General features: G+C 52.5%; 20 protein-coding genes, 1 pseudogene and 1 other annotated feature. Of the genes and pseudogenes, 15 read left to right on the forward strand and 6 right to left on the reverse strand.

Annotated elements, in window-relative coordinates:
* The first annotated feature begins 42 nt into the window (after window positions 1–42).
* Window positions 43–145: a sequence feature (Trp leader region), on the forward strand.
* A 42-nt stretch (window positions 146–187) separates the two neighbouring features.
* The 6 genes and pseudogenes from CWS43_RS10540 to CWS43_RS10570 all read left to right on the forward strand — a co-directional run bounded on the left by CWS43_RS10540 (window position 188) and on the right by CWS43_RS10570 (window position 7,300).
* Complete coding sequence (locus tag CWS43_RS10540; RefSeq protein WP_101076892.1) at window positions 188–1,750, forward strand: anthranilate synthase component 1; 1,563 nt, start codon at window positions 188–190, stop codon at window positions 1,748–1,750.
* A gap of 1 nt (window position 1,751) precedes the next feature.
* Window positions 1,752–3,355 (forward strand): annotated as a pseudogene (gene trpD / locus CWS43_RS27520) (bifunctional anthranilate synthase glutamate amidotransferase component TrpG/anthranilate phosphoribosyltransferase TrpD).
* Between the two features lie 3 nt (window positions 3,356–3,358).
* Window positions 3,359–4,723 carry a bifunctional indole-3-glycerol-phosphate synthase TrpC/phosphoribosylanthranilate isomerase TrpF gene (gene trpCF / locus CWS43_RS10555; protein ID WP_101076893.1) on the forward strand — a complete coding sequence of 455 codons (1,365 nt, stop codon included), beginning with the start codon at window positions 3,359–3,361 and terminating at the stop codon, window positions 4,721–4,723.
* A 43-nt stretch (window positions 4,724–4,766) separates the two neighbouring features.
* Complete coding sequence (trpB, locus tag CWS43_RS10560) at window positions 4,767–5,957, forward strand: tryptophan synthase subunit beta (protein ID WP_101076894.1); 1,191 nt, start codon at window positions 4,767–4,769, stop codon at window positions 5,955–5,957.
* Window positions 5,957–6,763, forward strand: a complete 807-nt coding sequence (gene trpA / locus CWS43_RS10565) for a tryptophan synthase subunit alpha (protein WP_101076895.1) — start codon at window positions 5,957–5,959, stop codon at window positions 6,761–6,763. Before trpB ends, trpA begins: the two co-directional genes overlap by 1 nt.
* 222 nt (window positions 6,764–6,985) lie before the next feature.
* Window positions 6,986–7,300 (forward strand): BON domain-containing protein, encoded by a 315-nt coding sequence (locus tag CWS43_RS10570; protein ID WP_101076896.1) that lies wholly within the window; start codon window positions 6,986–6,988, stop codon window positions 7,298–7,300.
* A gap of 65 nt (window positions 7,301–7,365) precedes the next feature.
* On the opposite strand, the gene ompW is transcribed toward CWS43_RS10570, so the two are convergent.
* A complete protein-coding gene (gene ompW, locus CWS43_RS10575) occupies window positions 7,366–7,998 on the reverse strand; it encodes an outer membrane protein OmpW (protein ID WP_101076897.1) in 633 nt (210 codons plus the stop codon).
* Window positions 7,999–8,290: 292 nt separating this feature from the next.
* Between ompW and CWS43_RS10580 the strand changes: the two genes are divergently transcribed.
* The 4 genes from CWS43_RS10580 (at window position 8,291) to yciA (ending at window position 10,696) form a co-directional block, all read left to right on the forward strand.
* The gene (locus tag CWS43_RS10580; protein WP_101076898.1) at window positions 8,291–8,668 is read left to right on the forward strand and encodes a YkgJ family cysteine cluster protein; all 378 of its coding nucleotides are present in this window, start codon (window positions 8,291–8,293) and stop codon (window positions 8,666–8,668) included.
* Between the two features lie 114 nt (window positions 8,669–8,782).
* Window positions 8,783–9,538, forward strand: a complete 756-nt coding sequence (locus CWS43_RS10585) for a YciC family protein (RefSeq protein ID WP_101076899.1) — start codon at window positions 8,783–8,785, stop codon at window positions 9,536–9,538.
* Between the two features lie 99 nt (window positions 9,539–9,637).
* Entirely contained in the window at window positions 9,638–10,177 is a 540-nt protein-coding gene (locus CWS43_RS10590; RefSeq protein WP_101076900.1) for a septation protein A, read from the forward strand.
* Between the two features lie 78 nt (window positions 10,178–10,255).
* A complete protein-coding gene (gene yciA / locus CWS43_RS10595) occupies window positions 10,256–10,696 on the forward strand; it encodes an acyl-CoA thioester hydrolase YciA (protein WP_101076901.1) in 441 nt (146 codons plus the stop codon).
* 83 nt (window positions 10,697–10,779) lie between these two features.
* Here the strand turns inward: yciA and CWS43_RS10600 are convergent, their stop codons facing one another.
* Window positions 10,780–11,511, reverse strand: coding sequence for an energy transducer TonB (locus CWS43_RS10600; RefSeq protein WP_101076902.1), 732 nt, complete (start codon window positions 11,509–11,511; stop codon window positions 10,780–10,782).
* Window positions 11,512–11,725: 214 nt separating this feature from the next.
* Here CWS43_RS10600 and CWS43_RS10605 point away from each other — a divergent pair, with 214 nt between their 5' ends.
* The 3 genes from CWS43_RS10605 to CWS43_RS27525 all read left to right on the forward strand — a co-directional run bounded on the left by CWS43_RS10605 (window position 11,726) and on the right by CWS43_RS27525 (window position 12,765).
* On the forward strand, window positions 11,726–12,022 hold the full coding sequence (locus tag CWS43_RS10605) for a YciI family protein (protein WP_101076903.1): 297 nt from the start codon (window positions 11,726–11,728) through the stop codon (window positions 12,020–12,022).
* Window positions 12,023–12,196: 174 nt separating this feature from the next.
* Window positions 12,197–12,487, forward strand: a complete 291-nt coding sequence (locus CWS43_RS10610; protein WP_101076904.1) for a zf-TFIIB domain-containing protein — start codon at window positions 12,197–12,199, stop codon at window positions 12,485–12,487.
* Window positions 12,488–12,603: 116 nt separating this feature from the next.
* Window positions 12,604–12,765, forward strand: coding sequence for a transposase (locus CWS43_RS27525; protein WP_232776847.1), 162 nt, complete (start codon window positions 12,604–12,606; stop codon window positions 12,763–12,765).
* Here the strand turns inward: CWS43_RS27525 and CWS43_RS10615 are convergent, their stop codons facing one another.
* Window positions 12,766–12,948, reverse strand: a complete 183-nt coding sequence (locus tag CWS43_RS10615) for a YciY family protein (RefSeq protein ID WP_101076905.1) — start codon at window positions 12,946–12,948, stop codon at window positions 12,766–12,768.
* A gap of 298 nt (window positions 12,949–13,246) precedes the next feature.
* On the opposite strand from CWS43_RS10615, the gene cls reads away from it, so the two are divergent.
* Both cls and CWS43_RS10625 read left to right on the forward strand, forming a co-directional pair.
* A complete protein-coding gene (gene cls, locus CWS43_RS10620; protein ID WP_101076906.1) occupies window positions 13,247–14,707 on the forward strand; it encodes a cardiolipin synthase in 1,461 nt (486 codons plus the stop codon).
* 75 nt (window positions 14,708–14,782) lie between these two features.
* Window positions 14,783–15,112, forward strand: a complete 330-nt coding sequence (locus CWS43_RS10625) for an HI1450 family dsDNA-mimic protein (protein ID WP_198555816.1) — start codon at window positions 14,783–14,785, stop codon at window positions 15,110–15,112.
* Between the two features lie 71 nt (window positions 15,113–15,183).
* Here the strand turns inward: CWS43_RS10625 and oppF are convergent, their stop codons facing one another.
* The 3 genes from oppF to oppC are packed head-to-tail and all read right to left on the reverse strand — an operon-like array spanning window position 15,184 to window position 18,157.
* A complete protein-coding gene (gene oppF, locus CWS43_RS10630) occupies window positions 15,184–16,188 on the reverse strand; it encodes a murein tripeptide/oligopeptide ABC transporter ATP binding protein OppF (protein ID WP_101076978.1) in 1,005 nt (334 codons plus the stop codon).
* 29 nt (window positions 16,189–16,217) lie between these two features.
* Window positions 16,218–17,219 (reverse strand): ABC transporter ATP-binding protein, encoded by a 1,002-nt coding sequence (locus CWS43_RS10635; RefSeq protein ID WP_198555817.1) that lies wholly within the window; start codon window positions 17,217–17,219, stop codon window positions 16,218–16,220.
* Between the two features lie 29 nt (window positions 17,220–17,248).
* Window positions 17,249–18,157 (reverse strand): oligopeptide ABC transporter permease OppC, encoded by a 909-nt coding sequence (oppC, locus tag CWS43_RS10640; RefSeq protein ID WP_101076909.1) that lies wholly within the window; start codon window positions 18,155–18,157, stop codon window positions 17,249–17,251.
* Between the last annotated feature and the right edge of the window lie 5 nt (window positions 18,158–18,162).

The following is an 18,162-nucleotide window of genomic DNA, read 5'->3' on the forward strand; positions in this document are numbered from 1 at the left end:
ACATAAGAGTGTCTGATGATGAAAACTCACATGATGGCGGTTCTCAGCTGGTGGCGTACTTCCCCTTGTCGGGCGGAGTAATCACGCATAGCTGTCATCAGACGCTGCAAGATTTCCGAAGCCCGCTTAACGCGGGCTTTTTTGTGGCCGTCTATTTGAAAATGTTCAGAAAATTTCAGGAAGCAAAATGACTATTCAAAAACCACGTTTAGAATTGCTGACCGCACAAGGATGTTACCGTGGCGACCCGACGGCCATCTTCCATCAGCTGTGCGGCGCGCGTCCGGCAACCCTGTTGCTGGAATCCTCCGAAGTGACCAGCAAGGAAAACCTGAAGAGCCTGTTGATTGTCGACAGCGCCCTGCGCATCACCGCGCTGGGTTCCCGGGTTTCCATTCAGGCACTGACCCCGAACGGTGCGTCTTTGCTGCCGCTGATTGACAGCGCGCTGCCGTCTGAAATCCGCAATGACGTTCGCCCGAATGGCCGTGAACTGACTTTCCCGTCCATCGACCAGATGCAGGATGAAGATGCCCGTCTGCGTTCCCGCTCTGTTTTCGACGCACTGCGCAGCATTCTGACTTCGGTTGAATCCCCGGCAGATGAACGCGAAGCGATGTTCCTGGGCGGGTTGTTTGCCTATGACCTGGTCGCCGGTTTTGAAGATTTACCGCAGTTAGCGTCTGACCAGCGTTGCCCGGATTTCTGTTTCTATCTGGCAGAAACCCTGCTGGTGCTCGACCACCAGAACCGCACCTGCCGTTTGCAGGCAAGCCTGTTTACGCCGTCTTCTGAGGAAAAACAGCGTCTGCACGAGCGTCTGGAACAGCTGCAACATCAGCTGCAATTGCCGCCACACGCCATCCCGCACCAGAGCGTGCCGGAAATGCAACTGAGCGTGAACCAGACCGATGAAGTGTTTGGTGCCGTGGTTGAGAAAATGAAAGTGGCAATCCGCGCCGGTGAAATTTTCCAGGTTGTGCCGTCACGCCGTTTCTCCCTGCCATGCCCTGCTCCGCTGGCGGCCTACGAAACGTTGAAAAACAACAACCCAAGCCCGTACATGTTTTTCATGCAGGACAACGATTTCACGCTGTTCGGCGCGTCACCGGAGAGCGCACTGAAATACGATGCCACCAACCGCCAGATTGAAATTTACCCGATTGCCGGTACCCGCCCGCGTGGCCGCCGTGCTGACGGCTCGCTGGATTTGGATCTCGACAGCCGCATCGAACTGGAAATGCGCACCGACCATAAAGAGCTGGCCGAACATCTGATGCTGGTAGATTTAGCGCGCAACGATCTGGCGCGTATCTGCGAACCGGGCAGCCGTTATGTCGCTGACCTGACCAAAGTTGACCGCTATTCCTTCGTGATGCATCTGGTGTCCCGCGTTGTCGGCACGCTGCGCGCCGACCTCGACGTTCTGCACGCTTATCAGGCCGTCATGAATATGGGCACGCTGACCGGTGCGCCGAAAGTCCGCGCCATGCAGCTGATTTCAGCGTCTGAGCAAACCCGTCGCGGCAGTTACGGCGGCGCAGTCGGCTACTTCACCGCACACGGTGATCTGGATACCTGCATCGTTATCCGCTCCGCGTATGTGGAAGACGGCATTGCCACCGTTCAGGCGGGCGGCGGCGTGGTGCTCGATTCCGTACCGCAAGCCGAAGCTGACGAAACCCGTAATAAAGCCCGTGCCGTGCTGCGCGCCATCGCCACTGCCCACAATGCGAAAGAGGTATTTTAAGATGGCCGACATTTTACTCATCGATAACGTGGATTCCTTTACGTACAACCTGGTCGATCAGTTGCGTTCCAGCGGCCATAACGTGGTGATTTACCGCAATCAGATCCCGGCTGACGTGATTATCGAAAAACTCAGCCAGCTGGAAAAACCGGTGCTGGTACTTTCTCCCGGCCCGGGCACGCCGTCTGAAGCAGGCTGCATGCCGGAGTTGCTGAAACGTCTGCGCGGCCAGTTGCCGATTATCGGTATCTGTCTCGGACATCAGGCGATTGTGGAAACCTACGGCGGTTTCGTCGGCCAGGCGGGTGAAATCCTGCACGGTAAAGCCTCTTCTATTACCCATGACAACGAAGCGATGTTCGCGGGCATGAATAACCCGCTGCCGGTGGCGCGTTATCACTCACTGGTTGGCAGCCAGATCCCGGAAGGGCTGACCGTTAACGCCCGCTACGGCGATATGGTGATGGCGGTGCGCCATGAAGAAGATCGCGTTTGTGGCTTCCAGTTCCACCCGGAATCCATTTTAACTTCACAGGGCGCACGTCTGCTTGAGCAGACACTGGCCTGGGCTTTGGCGTAAGGAGAACTGTCATGAAAACGCAAACTATCCCCGGCATTCTCGAAAATCTGTATCAGGCTCAGGCGATGACACAGGAAGAAAGCCAGCAGTTATTTACCACCATCGTGAACGGTGAGCTGGAACCCGCGCAGTTAGCGGCGGCGCTGATCAGTATGAAAGTGCGCGGCGAGCAGCCCGCTGAAATAGCCGGTGCCGCAAAAGCGTTACTGGCACACGCCGAACCGTTCCCGCGCCCTGATTATCCGTTCGCGGATATCGTCGGCACCGGCGGCGACGGCACCAACAGCATCAATATTTCCACCGCCAGCGCCTTTGTGGCAGCGGCCTGTGGCGCACGCGTGGCGAAACACGGCAACCGCAGCGTATCCAGCCGTTCAGGTTCATCGGATTTACTGGCCGCTTTCGGCATTCGCCTGGATATGCCTGCGGAAGAGTCCCGCGCAGCGCTGGACGACTTGAACGTATGTTTCCTGTTCGCACCGCAATACCACACCGGTTTCCGCCATGCGATGCCGGTGCGCAAAGCGCTGAAAACCCGCACGCTGTTCAACGTGCTCGGCCCGCTGATTAACCCGGCGCGTCCGCCACTGGCACTGATTGGCGTGTACAGCCCGGAACTGGTGAAGCCGATTGCAGAAACCCTGCGTGCGCTCGGTTACCAACGCGCAGCGGTGGTTCACGGCGGCGGAATGGATGAAGTGGCGATTCACTCGGCGACACAGGTTGCTGAACTGAAAGACGGTGAAATCACCACCTATGAAGTGACGCCGCAGGACTTCGGGCTGGACAATTATCCGATCGAATCCCTGCTGGGCGGCGAGCCGGAAGAAAACCGTGACATTCTGGCACGCTTATTACAAGGTAAAGGTGATCCGGCCCATGAAGCCGCGGTAGCCGTCAATGTGGCGATGTTACTGCGTCTTTTCGGTCAGGAAGATTTGAAGCAAAACGCTCAACAGGCTTTAGATGTCATGCGCAGCGGTGAACCCTACCAGCGCGTGACTGCATTGGCAGCAAGAGGATAAGTGATGCAGCAGGAAACCGTGCTCCACAAGATTGTTCGCGATAAGGAAGTTTGGGTCGCGGCACGCAAAGAACAACAACCGCTGGCCAGCTTTCAGAACGAAATAACTCAGAGCCAGCGTAGTTTTTATCACGCGCTTCAGGGCGCAAGAACGGCTTTTATTCTTGAGTGCAAGCAGGCTTCCCCTTCCAAAGGAAAGATCCGCGATAACTTTGATCCGGTAGAAATTGCTGGTGTTTACAAAAACTATGCATCGGCCATTTCCGTTCTGACGGACGAAAAATACTTCCAGGGCAGCTTTGATTTTCTGCCGCTGGTGAGCAAAACCGTCACGCAACCGGTGCTGTGCAAAGACTTTATTATCGACCCGTATCAGATTCATCTGGCGCGCTTTTATCAGGCCGATGCCATTTTGCTGATGCTGTCCGTGCTCAACGATGAACAATACGTGCAGCTCGCCGCCGTCGCGCACAGCCTGAATATGGGCGTGCTGACCGAAGCCAGTAATGAAGAAGAGCTGGAACGTGCGGTCAATCTGAAAGCCAAAGTCGTCGGCATCAACAACCGTGATTTACGCGATCTGTCGATTGACCTGAACCGCACGCGTGAACTGGCCCCGCGCGTGCCACATGGCGTCACGGTCATCAGCGAATCCGGCATTAATACCTACGGCCAGATCCGCGAACTCAGCCGTTTTGCGAACGGTTTCCTGATTGGCAGCGCGCTGATGTCAGAGCCAGACCTGAACACCGCCGTCAGCCGTGTGCTGCTTGGCGACAACAAAGTGTGCGGCCTGACCCGCGCGCAGGATGCGAAAGCCGCGCATGACGCCGGAGCGATTTACGGCGGGCTGATTTTTGTCGAAGCCTCCCCGCGCTTCGTAACGCAGCCGCAGGCGAAAGAAGTGCAGAACGGTGCACCGCTGAAATACGTTGGCGTATTCCGTGATGCGCAGCTGACTGACGTCGCGCAAACGGCTCAGGCACTGAACCTTACCGCCGTACAGCTTCATGGCGATGAAGATCAGGCATATATCGACGCCCTGCGCAGCGAGTTGCCTTCTGCGGTGCAGATCTGGAAAGCGCTGAGCGTGAAAGACACCTTACCGGCGCGCAATCTGAATCACGTCGACCGTTACGTTCTCGATAACGGCAAAGGCGGAACCGGCCACCGTTTTGACTGGAGTAAACTGGCCGGACAAGACCTGAGCAATGTTCTGCTGGCCGGTGGCCTGAGTGCTGATAACTGCGTCGAGGCCGCGCAACTTGGGTGTGCGGGTCTGGATTTCAATTCAGGCGTCGAGAGCGCACCGGGCATAAAAGATGCGGGTAAAATTACCGCCGTATTCCAGACATTGCGGGCATATTAATTCCCCGCAATGCCGCAAAAATTGACAGACAGGATGGAATCACATGACTTTACTTAATCCCTACTTCGGCGAATTTGGCGGCCAGTACGTCCCGCAAATTCTGATGCCTGCGCTGGCGCAGCTGGAAGAAGCTTTTGTCAGCGCACAGCGCGACCCGGCGTTTCAGGCTGAATTTATCGATTTGCTGAAAAACTATGCAGGCCGCCCGACGGCGCTGACGTTGTGTAAAAACCTGACCGCTGGCACCAAAACCAAGCTATACCTCAAGCGTGAAGACTTGCTGCACGGCGGCGCGCACAAAACGAACCAGGTGCTGGGCCAGGCGTTGCTGGCAAAACGCATGGGCAAAACTGAAATTATCGCTGAAACCGGTGCCGGTCAGCACGGTGTAGCGTCCGCTCTGGCCTGTGCCCTGCTCGGCCTGAAATGCCGCATCTATATGGGTGCGAAAGACATTGAACGCCAGTCGCCGAACGTGTTCCGTATGCGTCTGATGGGCGCTGAAGTGATCCCGGTTCACAGCGGCTCTTCCACGCTGAAAGATGCCTGTAACGAGGCACTGCGCGACTGGTCTGGCAGCTACGAAACCGCTCACTATATGCTGGGAACCGCTGCGGGTCCGCATCCGTATCCGACGATTGTGCGTGAATTCCAGCGCATGATTGGCGAAGAAACCAAAGCGCAAATGCAGGAACGCGAAGGCTGTCTGCCGGACGCCGTGATCGCCTGCGTCGGCGGTGGCTCTAACGCCATCGGCATGTTTGCTGATTTTATCGATGACACCAGCGTGAAGCTGATTGGTGTTGAACCGGGCGGCCTGGGTATCGAAACCGGACAACACGGTGCGCCGCTTAAACACGGACACGTCGGCATCTATTTTGGGATGAAAGCCCCGATGATGCAGACTTCAGAAGGCCAGATTGAAGAATCTTATTCCATTTCTGCCGGTCTGGATTTCCCGTCTGTCGGGCCGCAGCATGCTTTCCTGAACAGCATCGGCCGCGCGGAATATGTGTCGATTACCGATGATGAAGCGCTGGACGCCTTTAAAGAATTGTCCCGCCATGAAGGGATTATTCCGGCACTGGAATCTTCACACGCGCTGGCTTATGCGCTGAAACTCATCAAGGAAACGCCAGAGAAAGAACAAATTCTGGTGGTGAATCTTTCTGGCCGCGGCGACAAAGATATTTTCACCGTACATGACATCCTGACTGCCCGGGGAGAAATTTAATGGAACGTTATCAGCAATTATTTAAGCGTCTGGAAAGCAAGAAAGAAGGTGCCTTTGTTCCCTTCGTGACGCTGGGCGATCCGGGCGTTGAGCTGTCGCTCTCTATTATCGACACGCTGATTGAAGCCGGTGCCGACGCACTGGAGCTGGGCATTCCGTTCTCTGATCCGCTGGCCGATGGTCCGACGATTCAGAACGCCAACCTGCGCGCGTTTGCCGCCGGTGTCACGCCAACGCAATGCTTCAATATGCTGGCGCGCATTCGCGAAAAACATCCGGATATTCCGATTGGTCTGCTGATGTATGCCAACCTGGTGTTCCATAACGGTATCGAAACTTTCTACCAGCGTTGCGCCGAAGTGGGTGTTGACTCTGTGCTGGTAGCGGATGTGCCATTTGAAGAATCTGCTCCGTTCCGCGCGGCGGCGCTGCGCCATAACATCGCGCCGATCTTCATCTGCCCGCCAAATGCGTCAGACGATTTGCTGCGCGAGATTTCCTCTCATGGCCGTGGTTACACCTATTTGCTGTCACGCGCAGGCGTGACCGGGACGGAAAAACGCGCGCTGACGCCGCTGAATCATCTGGTGGATAAACTGCGTGAATATAACGCAGCGCCGCCTTTGCAAGGCTTCGGTATCTCTGAGCCATCGCAAGTCAAAGAAACACTGGCCGCAGGCGCTGCGGGGGCGATTTCCGGCTCTGCTACCGTACGCATTATCGAAAATAATCAGCACCAGCCTTCCGAAATGCTGGCTCAGCTTTCCCGTTTCGTCAGTGAAATGAAAGCCGCCACCCGCGCGTAACCCGGTTCGTTCTTTATCTCAAACGGCACCTTTCATAATTTAGGTGTCGTTTGTTTTTAATTTTTATGATTATTTCCCCGCTGGTTTGTATAAAAGCCACCAATACACCAAACTAAAATAGCTCATCAGGCTCATGATAATCCGGCAGTTGTGACTACCGATGGCATGAGTCTTTCCGAGGTTGTCAATTTTGGTTTTATAACAAAGCATGGAGAGTTATTTATGAAGCTATTCAAGACATTGTCCGCATTCTGCATGGCAGCCGTTGTGGTCATGGCCGTTGCAGCCTGCGCACCCACAAAAAAATCAGAAGGAACCGGTGGTTACATCGATGACACCGTGATCACCACCAAAGTAAAATCAGCATTGCTGGCCGATAAAACCATCAAATCCACTGAGATCAGCGTCGAAACCTTTAAAGGTCGCGTACAACTGAGCGGCTTTGTGACGTCGACGGCGGATGCTAATCGTGCCGTTCAGGTAACACGCGGCGTTGCTGGTGTGCGTTCGATTGAGAACGACATGCGGCTGAAATAATCCCATCGGGATGAAATGCGAAGAGGCGCCAGAGCGCCTCTTTTTTTATACCGTCTTTCTGAAAATCAGAAACGATAGCCGACGCCAAACATAAAGACCCACGGGTCAATCCGGGTGTTGATGTTTTGCTGCTCACCACCGGCTTTGAATTTAACTTCGGTATCAATATCCATCCACCAGACAGACATGTTGATTAGCCAGTTATCATTCAGGTTGTAATCTAAACCGGCCTGCGTCGCCACACCCCAGGAATCTTTAACACTCAGATCAGAGAGCCCTGCGTCACGTCCGGTCTGGTTGAAATTGGTGTCAAAGAAGGTGGTGTAGTTAATACCCACACCGAGGTATGGGCGCAGTTTGTCCTGCTTATCCCCAAAGTAATACTGCGCCATCAATGACGGCGGCAACTGCTTCACTTCAGCGATAGTTCCGGTGCTTTTCAACCCGACTTTGTGCTGGAACGGGGTCGCAGCCAGCAACTCCATCCCGATATTGTCGGTGAACATATACCCGAGAGTTAACCCCATCTGGGTGTTGTTATTGATGTTAAAAGACCCCAGTCCCAGCACATTGTCAGAACCTTCGGTTGGACGAACGGTGGCTGTCCCTACGCGAAAAATCACATCTCCTGCCTGATGTGCGCTCGCTACTGCCGGAAATGCCGCTGCCGCAACTAATGCCCAATACGCTGCTTTCATTATCCCTTCCCTTTGTATGGATTAAGTATAAACCGCGTGAATAATACCTACTCTTTGGTAGGGTTTGATCTACGCGGGATCACATCTTTAAAACAATTTTCGAGAAAATGCATCTTTAGCAATTAGATCTAAATCTATAAAAACAAAGGAATTGATCTAAATCAAAAACGAGGGAATTTGGTTGTTTTGTGAAGAACTGAAATTTCAGTTGCTAAAAAAAATACCGCTGAGTAATTTGCTTGCTCAATGTTAGTTTTGGTTTAGTGCCGTAAGGAGTCGGTAGCTTCCCAAGATGAGCGAAATTAACAATCCTTGCATGACCTGTGGCGCATGCTGCGCCTATTTCCGTGTTTCATTCTACTGGGCTGAATCTGACGAGTCAGGCGGTGTGGTTCCGCAGGAATTAACAGAACAGGTCACTCCGTTTCTAAGTTGTATGCAAGGCACGAACAGCAAATCGCCGCGCTGTGTCGCACTGGAAGGAGAAGTGGGTCAGTCAGTTTCATGCTCTATTTATCTTAACCGCCCGACACCTTGCCGCGAGTTTGATCAGTCCGGGCTCAATGGCAATGCCAATCAGGCCTGCGACAGGGCCAGGGCACGTTATGGGTTGCCGCCGCTGGATATTGATTTAGCTACGATTGATCTCAATCACCTCAGTTGCGTGTAAGCAGAGATTGATCAGGCGAATTGATAGGAAATCAGCGCAAAACTATCGGCGGGATACATTTAAAGGGTACAATCCCCGCCTTATTGATTTTTGCTTGTTTGCCAAGGAGCGTCCATGTCTATCACGGCCAGTACGTTGTACCGTGACAGTTATAATTTTATGCGTAATCAGTTGAGTAGCGTATTTTCGCTCTCCCTTCTGGCCGCATTGGTTACCGTCATTTTAAGCTGGATTTTAAGCCCCTCGGCTGAGCAGGTTGATGCAATCGGGCAACTGATGAGCAATATGACCAGTATGAGCCCCGCCGATATGATGGGCTATCTCGAACAACAAATTACGCCGGAGCAACAAAGTGCTGTCTTCCATTACAGCATCGCGGCTTTATTTTCGACGCTGGCAGGAAATGTCCTTTTGGTCGGCGGCGTTTTAACGCTTATCCAGTTAGTTTCGCAGGGTGTACGCGCCAACGTGATGCAAGTGGTGAGTGCTTCGCTACCCGTATTACCTCGCCTGGCTATTCTGCTCTTAATTTGTAGCATCCTGTTTCGCTTCGGTCTGGCGCTGCTCTTTGTCCCTGCGTTCCTGATTGCCATTGCCTGGGCCATGTCACCCATTATTGCCTGTAAAGAGAATGTGGGCGCCTTTAAAGCAATGCGGCTGAGCACGCGACTGTCATTCAGCAATCTCCGTCTGGTTGCACCGGCAGTGATGCTGTGGATTGTGGCACAAGTCGTACTGATGCTCTTTGTCGGAGTACTGAGCGCATTGAGTCCGATGATTGGCGCGGTGATCCTCAGTGCGTTAAGCAATATGATCAGCGCATTTATGCTGATTTATCTGTTCCGCCTTTACATGAAATTACATGTCTAATATAGACATAACTTTTTCAAGGGCGCTCAGGCGCCCTTTTCTTTTGTCCACGAAATGATTCCGGTATAGTCATCCCATACATAAAACATGGAATCAAGCATGAAGCAGCTCCTCGATTTTCTTCCCCTGATTGTCTTTTTTGTAGTTTATAAGCTTTATAATATTTTTGTCGCTTCGGGTGCGCTCATTGCCACCACGGCATTGGCACTGATTCTCACCTGGGTGATATATCGTAAAATTGAAAAGATGACGTGGATTACTTTCGCCATGGTCACGGTATTTGGCACCCTGACATTGGTCTTCCACAATCCTGAATTTATTAAATGGAAAGTGACTGTTATCTATGTTGTGTTTGCTGGCGCATTGTTGGTAAGCCAGATCATTCTGAAAAAACCCCTGATCCAACGGATGCTGGGTAAAGAGCTGACGCTTCCAGACGCCGTGTGGAACAAACTGAATGTCAGCTGGGCGATCTTTTTCCTGCTGTGCGGGTTGGCAAATATCTACGTAGCCTTCTGGTTACCGATGGACACCTGGATCAACTTCAAGGTCTTTGGCCTCACGGCGCTGACGCTGGTATTTACCCTGCTGAGCGGTGTGTATATTTACCGGCATATGCCGGATGAAGAAAAAAAATAAGCATTCTTCTGCATGGGCTTTCGTTGAAAGCCTTCGTCGTTTTGAATAAAAACATTGATCACTGTGAAGCAATCAAATATGAACGAGAAACAGAGTTTACCCAATGGTGAAATGGTGTTACGTACGCTGGCAATGCCTGCAGACACCAATGCAAACGGCGATATCTTTGGCGGATGGCTGATGTCACAAATGGACATGGGCGGTGCGATTCAGGCGAAGGAAATCGCCAAAGGCCGCGTCGTCACGGTTCGGGTAGACGGCATGACGTTCCTCAAACCCGTTGCCGTCGGTGACGTCGTGTGCTGCTACGCACGCTGTATCCGTACGGGTAACAGCTCTATCACGATTAACGTAGAAGTCTGGGTGAAGAAAGTCTCTTCTGAACCCATCGGGCAACGCTACAGAGCGACTGAAGCGGTATTTACCTATGTTGCTGTGGACGATGAAGGGAAATCACGCCATTTACCTGACGGTCGCAGCAATTTCAGCGTCGATGCCGACGGCGTTTCTCAGGATTAACCCGCCATTTAAATATATTAAAATGCAAAAAGGTCGCCTTCAGGGCGACCTTTTTATTGAGACAAAAATGCGGTGCTTACCGTTTATTCTACGCTGCTGCCGCCTTTGATCCTGAACACCAGATTGACGATTAAGTTGCTGGCTGCTTTAGGTTCATAACGCCATTTGCTCATCGCCTGCTTCACCTCACGCTCAAACATGTTGCGCGGCTCAGCGGACATGATTCGGATATTTTGCACACGCCCGTCACTGTCTACATCAAACTGCACACGCACACGCCCTTCAATACGAAGCGCCAGCGCACGCGCCGGGTATCCTGGCTGACCACGTTCCAGAGGTCGCGGCCCGGTGTTGTTCTGCGCATTGGTTGACGCTGGCGGCTGGCTCACGGGCTTGGTAACAGGCTGATTGCTGGTGACCGGTGCGGTTTGTACCGTCTGCACCGGTTTTTCTGCCGGACGCTCTACAGGTTTAACCTTCGGTTTTACCACGGGCTTTTTCACCGGTTTTGGCTTCGGCTTTGGCGGTTCCGGGATCACAACAGCTTCCGGCGGTGGCGGCGGCTCAGGTGCCACTACGGGCTCAGGTTCAGGCTCCGGCGGTGTCGGTTCCGGCTGTGGAGGCGGCGGAGGTGGCGCAAAATCGGCCGGATTGACCATCGTCACGCTCATGACTTTTTGTTCCTGCGCGGGCAGCTTTATTGACTCGCCCACTGTCATATATAAAACGCCAGCAATGACAGCAACATGCAAACTGACAGCAAGGGCGACAGGCACTGTAACCTTGCGGATAAATCTAAACTTTTTTAGCGGCATAATGATTCATTTTCCCCGTGAAGCCGCAAGTTTAAATGTAAATAGCAATCATATTCAACACCGAGATGACAACTATTCTCAAATAACCTTTGCTTTGATCCGACTCAAAGCACTTTCCCCGCGCTTCAGGTTTAGCTATGGTAGCCTGGCAAAAAGTCCGGCAGCCCTTAGCGGCCAAAACTTGTTCAGTAAAACCTCATTTTAAAGGTGACTCATGCTTTACGTTATTTATTCTGAAGATGTTTCCGATTCACTGGAAAAACGTGCAGCGGCGCGCCCTGCGCACATTGAACGTTTGAAAAAATTGCAGGAACAAGGCCGTGTTTTAATCGGCGGGCCAACTCCGGCTATCGACAGCGAAGATCCGGGCGCTGCGGGAATGACCGGTTCACTGCTGGTCGTCGAATTTGAAACACTGGAAGACGCTAAAGTCTGGGCCGATGCTGACCCTTACGTCGAAGGCGGCGTCTATAAAGCGGTCACCGTAAAACCGTTCAAACGCGTTTTCTGATTGCCGACGGGCAGTATCAGGCTGCCCGCCTTCTGCTTATCCGCGCTTCATCCCTGCCACTGCCCTTCATTTAACCAACTTTACTTTTGCTTACAACAATTGATTGTCTAAATATCCGGTTACCTGAACATTCACTGCATCACTTATTAATCAATACCGAGCGGAGAGCCCGATATGCAATGTCCTGTATGCAAAGAAAGTCAGCTGGTTATGTCAGAACGTCAGGGTATAGAAATCGACTATTGCCCGGACTGCCGTGGCGTCTGGCTCGACCGGGGAGAGCTGGATAAAATCATCGAGAAGTCCGCGGTGATTCAGCAAACTGAACGTCCTTCCGCTCCGCGCTATGAAGAACCCGCGCGCCGCGACGATCATCGTCATCACAGCGGACATGACAGCCGCGGGCACTATTCCTCGCAAAAGCCGTATAAAAAGAAGAGTTTTCTTTCAGAACTTTTCGACTGAGTAACGGAAAGTGCGCGCCGTAGCAGAAACGCTCTGGCGCTATTTCCCCAAAGCCGTCACATTGCTTTCATCCGTTGTGTGTTAGGATGCCTACCCCTGCCCACGAGGTAAGCACTATGTCATTCTTCGACGGATTGAAGTTTCTAACCAGTACGACCACGAAGGTCACCTGCCCGGAGTGCGGTTATATCTCTGAACAGATGAGCGCCAAGGTACGCAAAAACTCCACGCTGGTGTGTAAAAAATGTGGCGCACTATTTCACCCTAAATCACGCTAATCACGAATTCCATTCGTAGTTCACCGCATACAGTGACAAACGCTGGTGCTGTTGATGGTGAATCTGGCGAATGCGGTAGATATGACGATAACGTCTCGACTGCCCCTCAAGCCAGCGGCTTCTCCGGCGCTGAGTCTGGCGTAACATACGCCACCGGCCGACTTCATTTTTACTGCGTTTCATTCACTTGTGTCCCGTAATGCCCGTCGCTGCTTCTTTAAAGGAAGAGTTTCTTTTACAGAAAGTGTATTTAGCGGAAAAACTGCGGTGACATTATAGGCCGATGACGTTGTGAGCCAAGTCTTGTTTTTGCCCTTGTTCGCCGTTATCAGCTAACCTTGATGTCATAAGGATGACAATTTTATTAACCGGATACAGATTTAAGAGGTAGCCGATTGATTGGTAGAATAAAGTTAGCTAAAAGATTTCCCTTTTCACCTACACTCACGCCGATGGCTTGCGAACAGGATTTTTCGCCTTTATGACAACATTCTATACGGTAATCAGCGGGCTACTGGTTTTCGGTTACTGGTTACTGATTGCCGGCGTTACTCTGCGCATTTTGATGAAACGACGTGCGGTGCCTTCCGCCATGGCCTGGTTGCTGATCATCTATATCATCCCTCTGGTGGGCATCATTGCTTATCTTTCCTTTGGTGAACTGCATTTAGGAAAACGCCGCGCAGAGCGGGCAAAGGCGATGTGGCCTTCAACAGCCCGCTGGCTGAATGATCTTAAAGACTGCAAACGTATCTTCGCCACCGAAAACAGCGAAATTGCCGCGTCATTGTTCCAGTTGTGCGAGCGCCGCCAGGGCATTGCGGGGGTGAAAGGTAACCAGCTGCAACTGCTGACCACGAGTGATGATGTACTGCACGCGATGATGCGTGATATTGAGCTGGCTCGCAGCAACATCGAAATGGTGTTTTATATCTGGCAACCCGGCGGGCTGGTGGATCAGGTGGCAGAATCGCTGATGGCGGCCTCACGCCGTGGTATTCACTGCCGTCTTATGCTGGATTCCGCAGGCAGCGTTGCGTTCTTCCGCAGCCCTTATCCCGCAATGATGCGCAATGCCGGTATCGAAGTGGTCGAGGCACTGCAGGTCAATCTTTTCCGTGTATTCCTGCGCCGTATGGACTTACGTCAGCATCGGAAAGTCGTATTAATCGACAATTATGTCGCCTATACCGGCAGCATGAATATGGTGGATCCGCGCTTCTTTAAACAGAATGCCGGTGTGGGCCAGTGGATTGACCTGATGGCACGTATGGAAGGCCCGGTGGCTACAACGATGGGGATTGTGTATTCCTGTGACTGGGAGATTGAAACCGGTAAACGCATTCTGCCACCAGAACCGGATCTCAACCAGATGCCGTTCGAGCAGGAAAGCGGCCATACGATCCAGGTTATTGCCTCCGGCCCGGGCTTCCCGGAAGATATGATCCATCAGGCGCTTCTGACAGCGACCTATTCGGCACGCGAAAGGCTGGTCATGACCACACCTTATCTCGTCCCAAGCGATGATTTGCTGCACGCGATTTGTACCGCAGCACAGCGCGGTGTAGATGTCAGCATCATCCTGCCCATGAAAAATGATTCGATGATGGTGGGCTGGGCAAGCCGGGCTTTCTTCGGTGAGTTACTGGAGGCCGGTGTCAAAATCTATCAGTTTGAAGACGGTCTGCTGCACACCAAAAGCATTCTGGTTGACGGCCAACTCAGTCTGGTCGGCACAGTAAATCTTGATATGCGTAGCCTGTGGCTTAATTTTGAAATCACGCTGGTGATTGATGATGCCGGTTTCGGTGATGATTTAGGGAGAGTGCAGGACGATTACATCGCACGCTCACACCTGCTGGATGTTGAAGCCTGGCTTAAACGCCCCTTCTGGCATCGTATCGTAGAACGTTTGTTCTACTTTTTCAGTCCGCTGCTGTAAAAGCCGCGTCGGGCGTGGTGTAATACACACAGTACCGGCTTGTATGAGCCTGAACACATTCATCTGTAAACGAGAATTAATATGGACCTGAATAATCGCCTGACCGAAGACGAAACGCTTGAACAAGCTTACGACATCTTTCTGGAACTGGCCGGAGATAACCTTGATCCGGCAGATATCCTGATCTTCAATCTGCAATTTGAAGAACGCGGCGGCGCTGAATTATATGATCCGGCGGAAGACTGGGTTGAGCATGTTGATTTCGACTTAAACCCGGATTTCTTTGCTGAAGTCGTCATTGGACTGGCAGATGCCGAAGACCAGCCGATTAATGATATTTTCGCGCGTGTTTTATTGTGCCGCGAGAAAAATCATAAGCTGTGTCACATCCTCTGGAAAGAATGATTTGTCACTCCGGACGAAAAAAAACCTGCCAATGGCAGGTTTTTTTATGCGTCAGTTTTGGCGCCTGGTCATCAGAGCGGATCTACTTTCAGGCAGGAAACCGCATGGCGGAAACTGCCTTCCAGCAACGGACGGGTTATCGCACATTCCGGTCCGGCAATCGGGCAGCGCGTACGGAACACACAACCGGATGGCGGGTTGATCGGCGAAGGTAACTCCCCTTCCAGCAGTTGGATGGTTTTGTTGCGCTCTTTGTCCGGGTCCGGAACCGGCACCGCAGACATCAGCGCGCGGGTATACGGATGCTGAGGATTGTTATACACCTCGTCATACGTTCCCAGCTCAACCGCATGGCCCAGATACATCACCAGAACACGGTCAGAAATGTGTTTAACCACCGCCAGATCGTGCGCAATGAAGATCAGTGACAGGCCCATTTCACGCTGCAATTGCTGCAACAGGTTGACCACCTGCGCCTGAATGGAAACATCCAGCGCCGAAACCGGTTCGTCACAGATAATCAGTTTTGGCTCAAGGATCAGCGCCCGGGCAATGCCGATACGCTGGCACTGGCCGCCCGAAAATTCGTGAGGATAGCGGTTGATCAGGTTAGGTAATAACCCGACCTTCAGCATCATAGCCTTCACTTTTTCTTTCACCTCGGAACGAGGCATTTTCGGGTTATAGGTTTTCAGCGGCTCGGCGATGATTTCGCCGATAGTCATACGCGGATTCAGGGACGCCAGCGGATCCTGGAAAATCATCTGGATATCGCTGCGCGTGTGACGCCATTCGCTGTCAGACATGTTCAGCAGGTCTTTGCCCAGCCAGGCTACACGCCCGTCTGTTGCTTTAACCAGGCCGATCAATGCGCGGGCAAACGTCGATTTGCCACAACCTGATTCACCAACGACGCCCAACGTCTCGCCTTCATAAAGACGCAGCGTCACGCCGTCTACCGCTTTCAGGGTTTTAGACGGCTGCCAGAACCATTGCTTGCCGTCTTTGATATCGAAATGAACTTTCAGATCCGCGACTTCGAGCAAAACCTTTTTCTCAGGCGCGAATGCATTCATTGCCGCACTGTTCATTACTGTGTTGTCTGTCATACCAGTTCCTCCAGCGGCTTGTAGCAAGCACGTAAGCGACCATCACCGAAACGCTCCAGCGGCGGCGCAGAGGCACAAATATCCATGGCATGCGGGCAACGGGGCTGGAACGGACAGCCTTTTGGCAGACGCAGCAGGTTCGGCGGGTTGCCCGGGATAGTCAGCATCGCCCCACCCTCGGCATCCAGACGCGGAACCGCATTGAGCAGACCGATGGAATACGGATGGCATGGCTCGTAGAACACGTCGCGTGCGCGGCCATATTCCATGGTACGACCGGCGTACATCACCAGCACTTTGTCGCAGATACCCGCGACAACGCCCAAATCGTGGGTGATCATGATGATAGCCGTATTGAATTCAGCTTTCAGCTCGTTGAGCAATGTCATGATCTGTGCCTGAACCGTTACGTCCAAAGCGGTTGTCGGCTCATCGGCAATCAGCAATTTCGGGCGGCACAATAAAGCCATTGCAATCATCACGCGCTGGCGCATGCCACCGGAGAATTCATGCGGGAACATTTTCATACGCTTGCGGGCTTCCGGCATTTTTACCGCATCCAGCATGCGGACAGATTCTTCAAACGCTTCACGTTTGCTCATCTTTTTATGCAGGATCAACACTTCCATCAGCTGCTCCCCAACGCGCATATACGGGTTGAGGGAAGTCATCGGGTCCTGGAAGATCATTGAAATCTGCTCTGCGCGCAGCTTGTTCAGCTCATTTTGTGGCAGGTTCAGAATTTCGCGACCGTTAAATTTTGCCGAGCCACCGATACGGCCGTTGCTGGCCAGTAATCCCATCAGCGCAAAGGCAGTCTGAGATTTGCCGGAACCGGATTCCCCGACAATACCGAGTGTTTCGCCGGCACGCAGATCGAAGTTAAGGTCGTTAACGGCGGTAACATCGCCATCCGGTGTTTCAAAGGTGACGCGTAAATCTTTGACATCCAACAAAATCTGGCTGCCCTGTGCCTGTTGTGATGCTGCCGCAGGCATATTTTCAATGGTGCTCATGGTTGCACTCCTTAACGATCTTTCGGGTCGAGGGCATCACGCAGGCCATCGCCGATAAAATTGAAACAGAACAGAGTGACAACCAGGAAACCTGCAGGGAACAGCAGCAACCAGGGTGAAACTTCCATCGAGTTGGCACCGTCGCTCAGCAACGCGCCCCAGCTGCTCAGCGGTTCCTGCGTTCCCAAACCTAAGAAGCTCAGAAAGGACTCGAACAGGATCATGCTTGGCACCAGCAGTGACGCGTAGACAACGACAACACCCAGCACGTTAGGAACGATATGACGCAAGACGATATTGCGCGTGTTCACACCACTCACCAACGCGGCTTCGATGAATTCTTTACGTTTCAGGCTGAGAGTCTGGCCGCGAACGATACGCGCCATATCCAGCCAGGACACCATCCCGATCGCCACGAAGATCAACAAGATATTTTGCCCGAAGAACGTCACCAGCAGGATAACGAAGAACATGAAGGGGAAAGAGTTGAGGATTTCCAGCAGTCGCATCATCGCGGAGTCTATTTTTCCACCCAGATAGCCGGATAAAGATCCATACAATGTGCCGAGGATCACTGCCACCAGCGCTGCGGCCACACCGACCATCAGGGAAATACGCCCACCAATAGCCACACGCACCAACAGATCACGGCCTGATGAGTCAGTACCGAAGAAGTGGTGTGAAGCCATATCGGGTGCCGCGGACATCATATTCCAGTCGGTATCATCATAGGCAAACTGAGACAGCATGGGCGCAAATGCTACAAACAACGCGATAAATGCCAGCACAATGAGGCTGGTTACCGCTGCACGGTTGTGCATAAAACGGCGCCGGGCATCTTGCCACAGGCTGCGGCCTTCAACTTCCAGTTTTTCACTGAAGTTTTCCACGACGTCGCTATTTTTCTTACTTAACATCATTGACG

It is taken from the genome of Rahnella sp. AA (genome assembly GCF_002834385.1).
GTDB lineage: Bacteria > Pseudomonadota > Gammaproteobacteria > Enterobacterales > Enterobacteriaceae > Rahnella.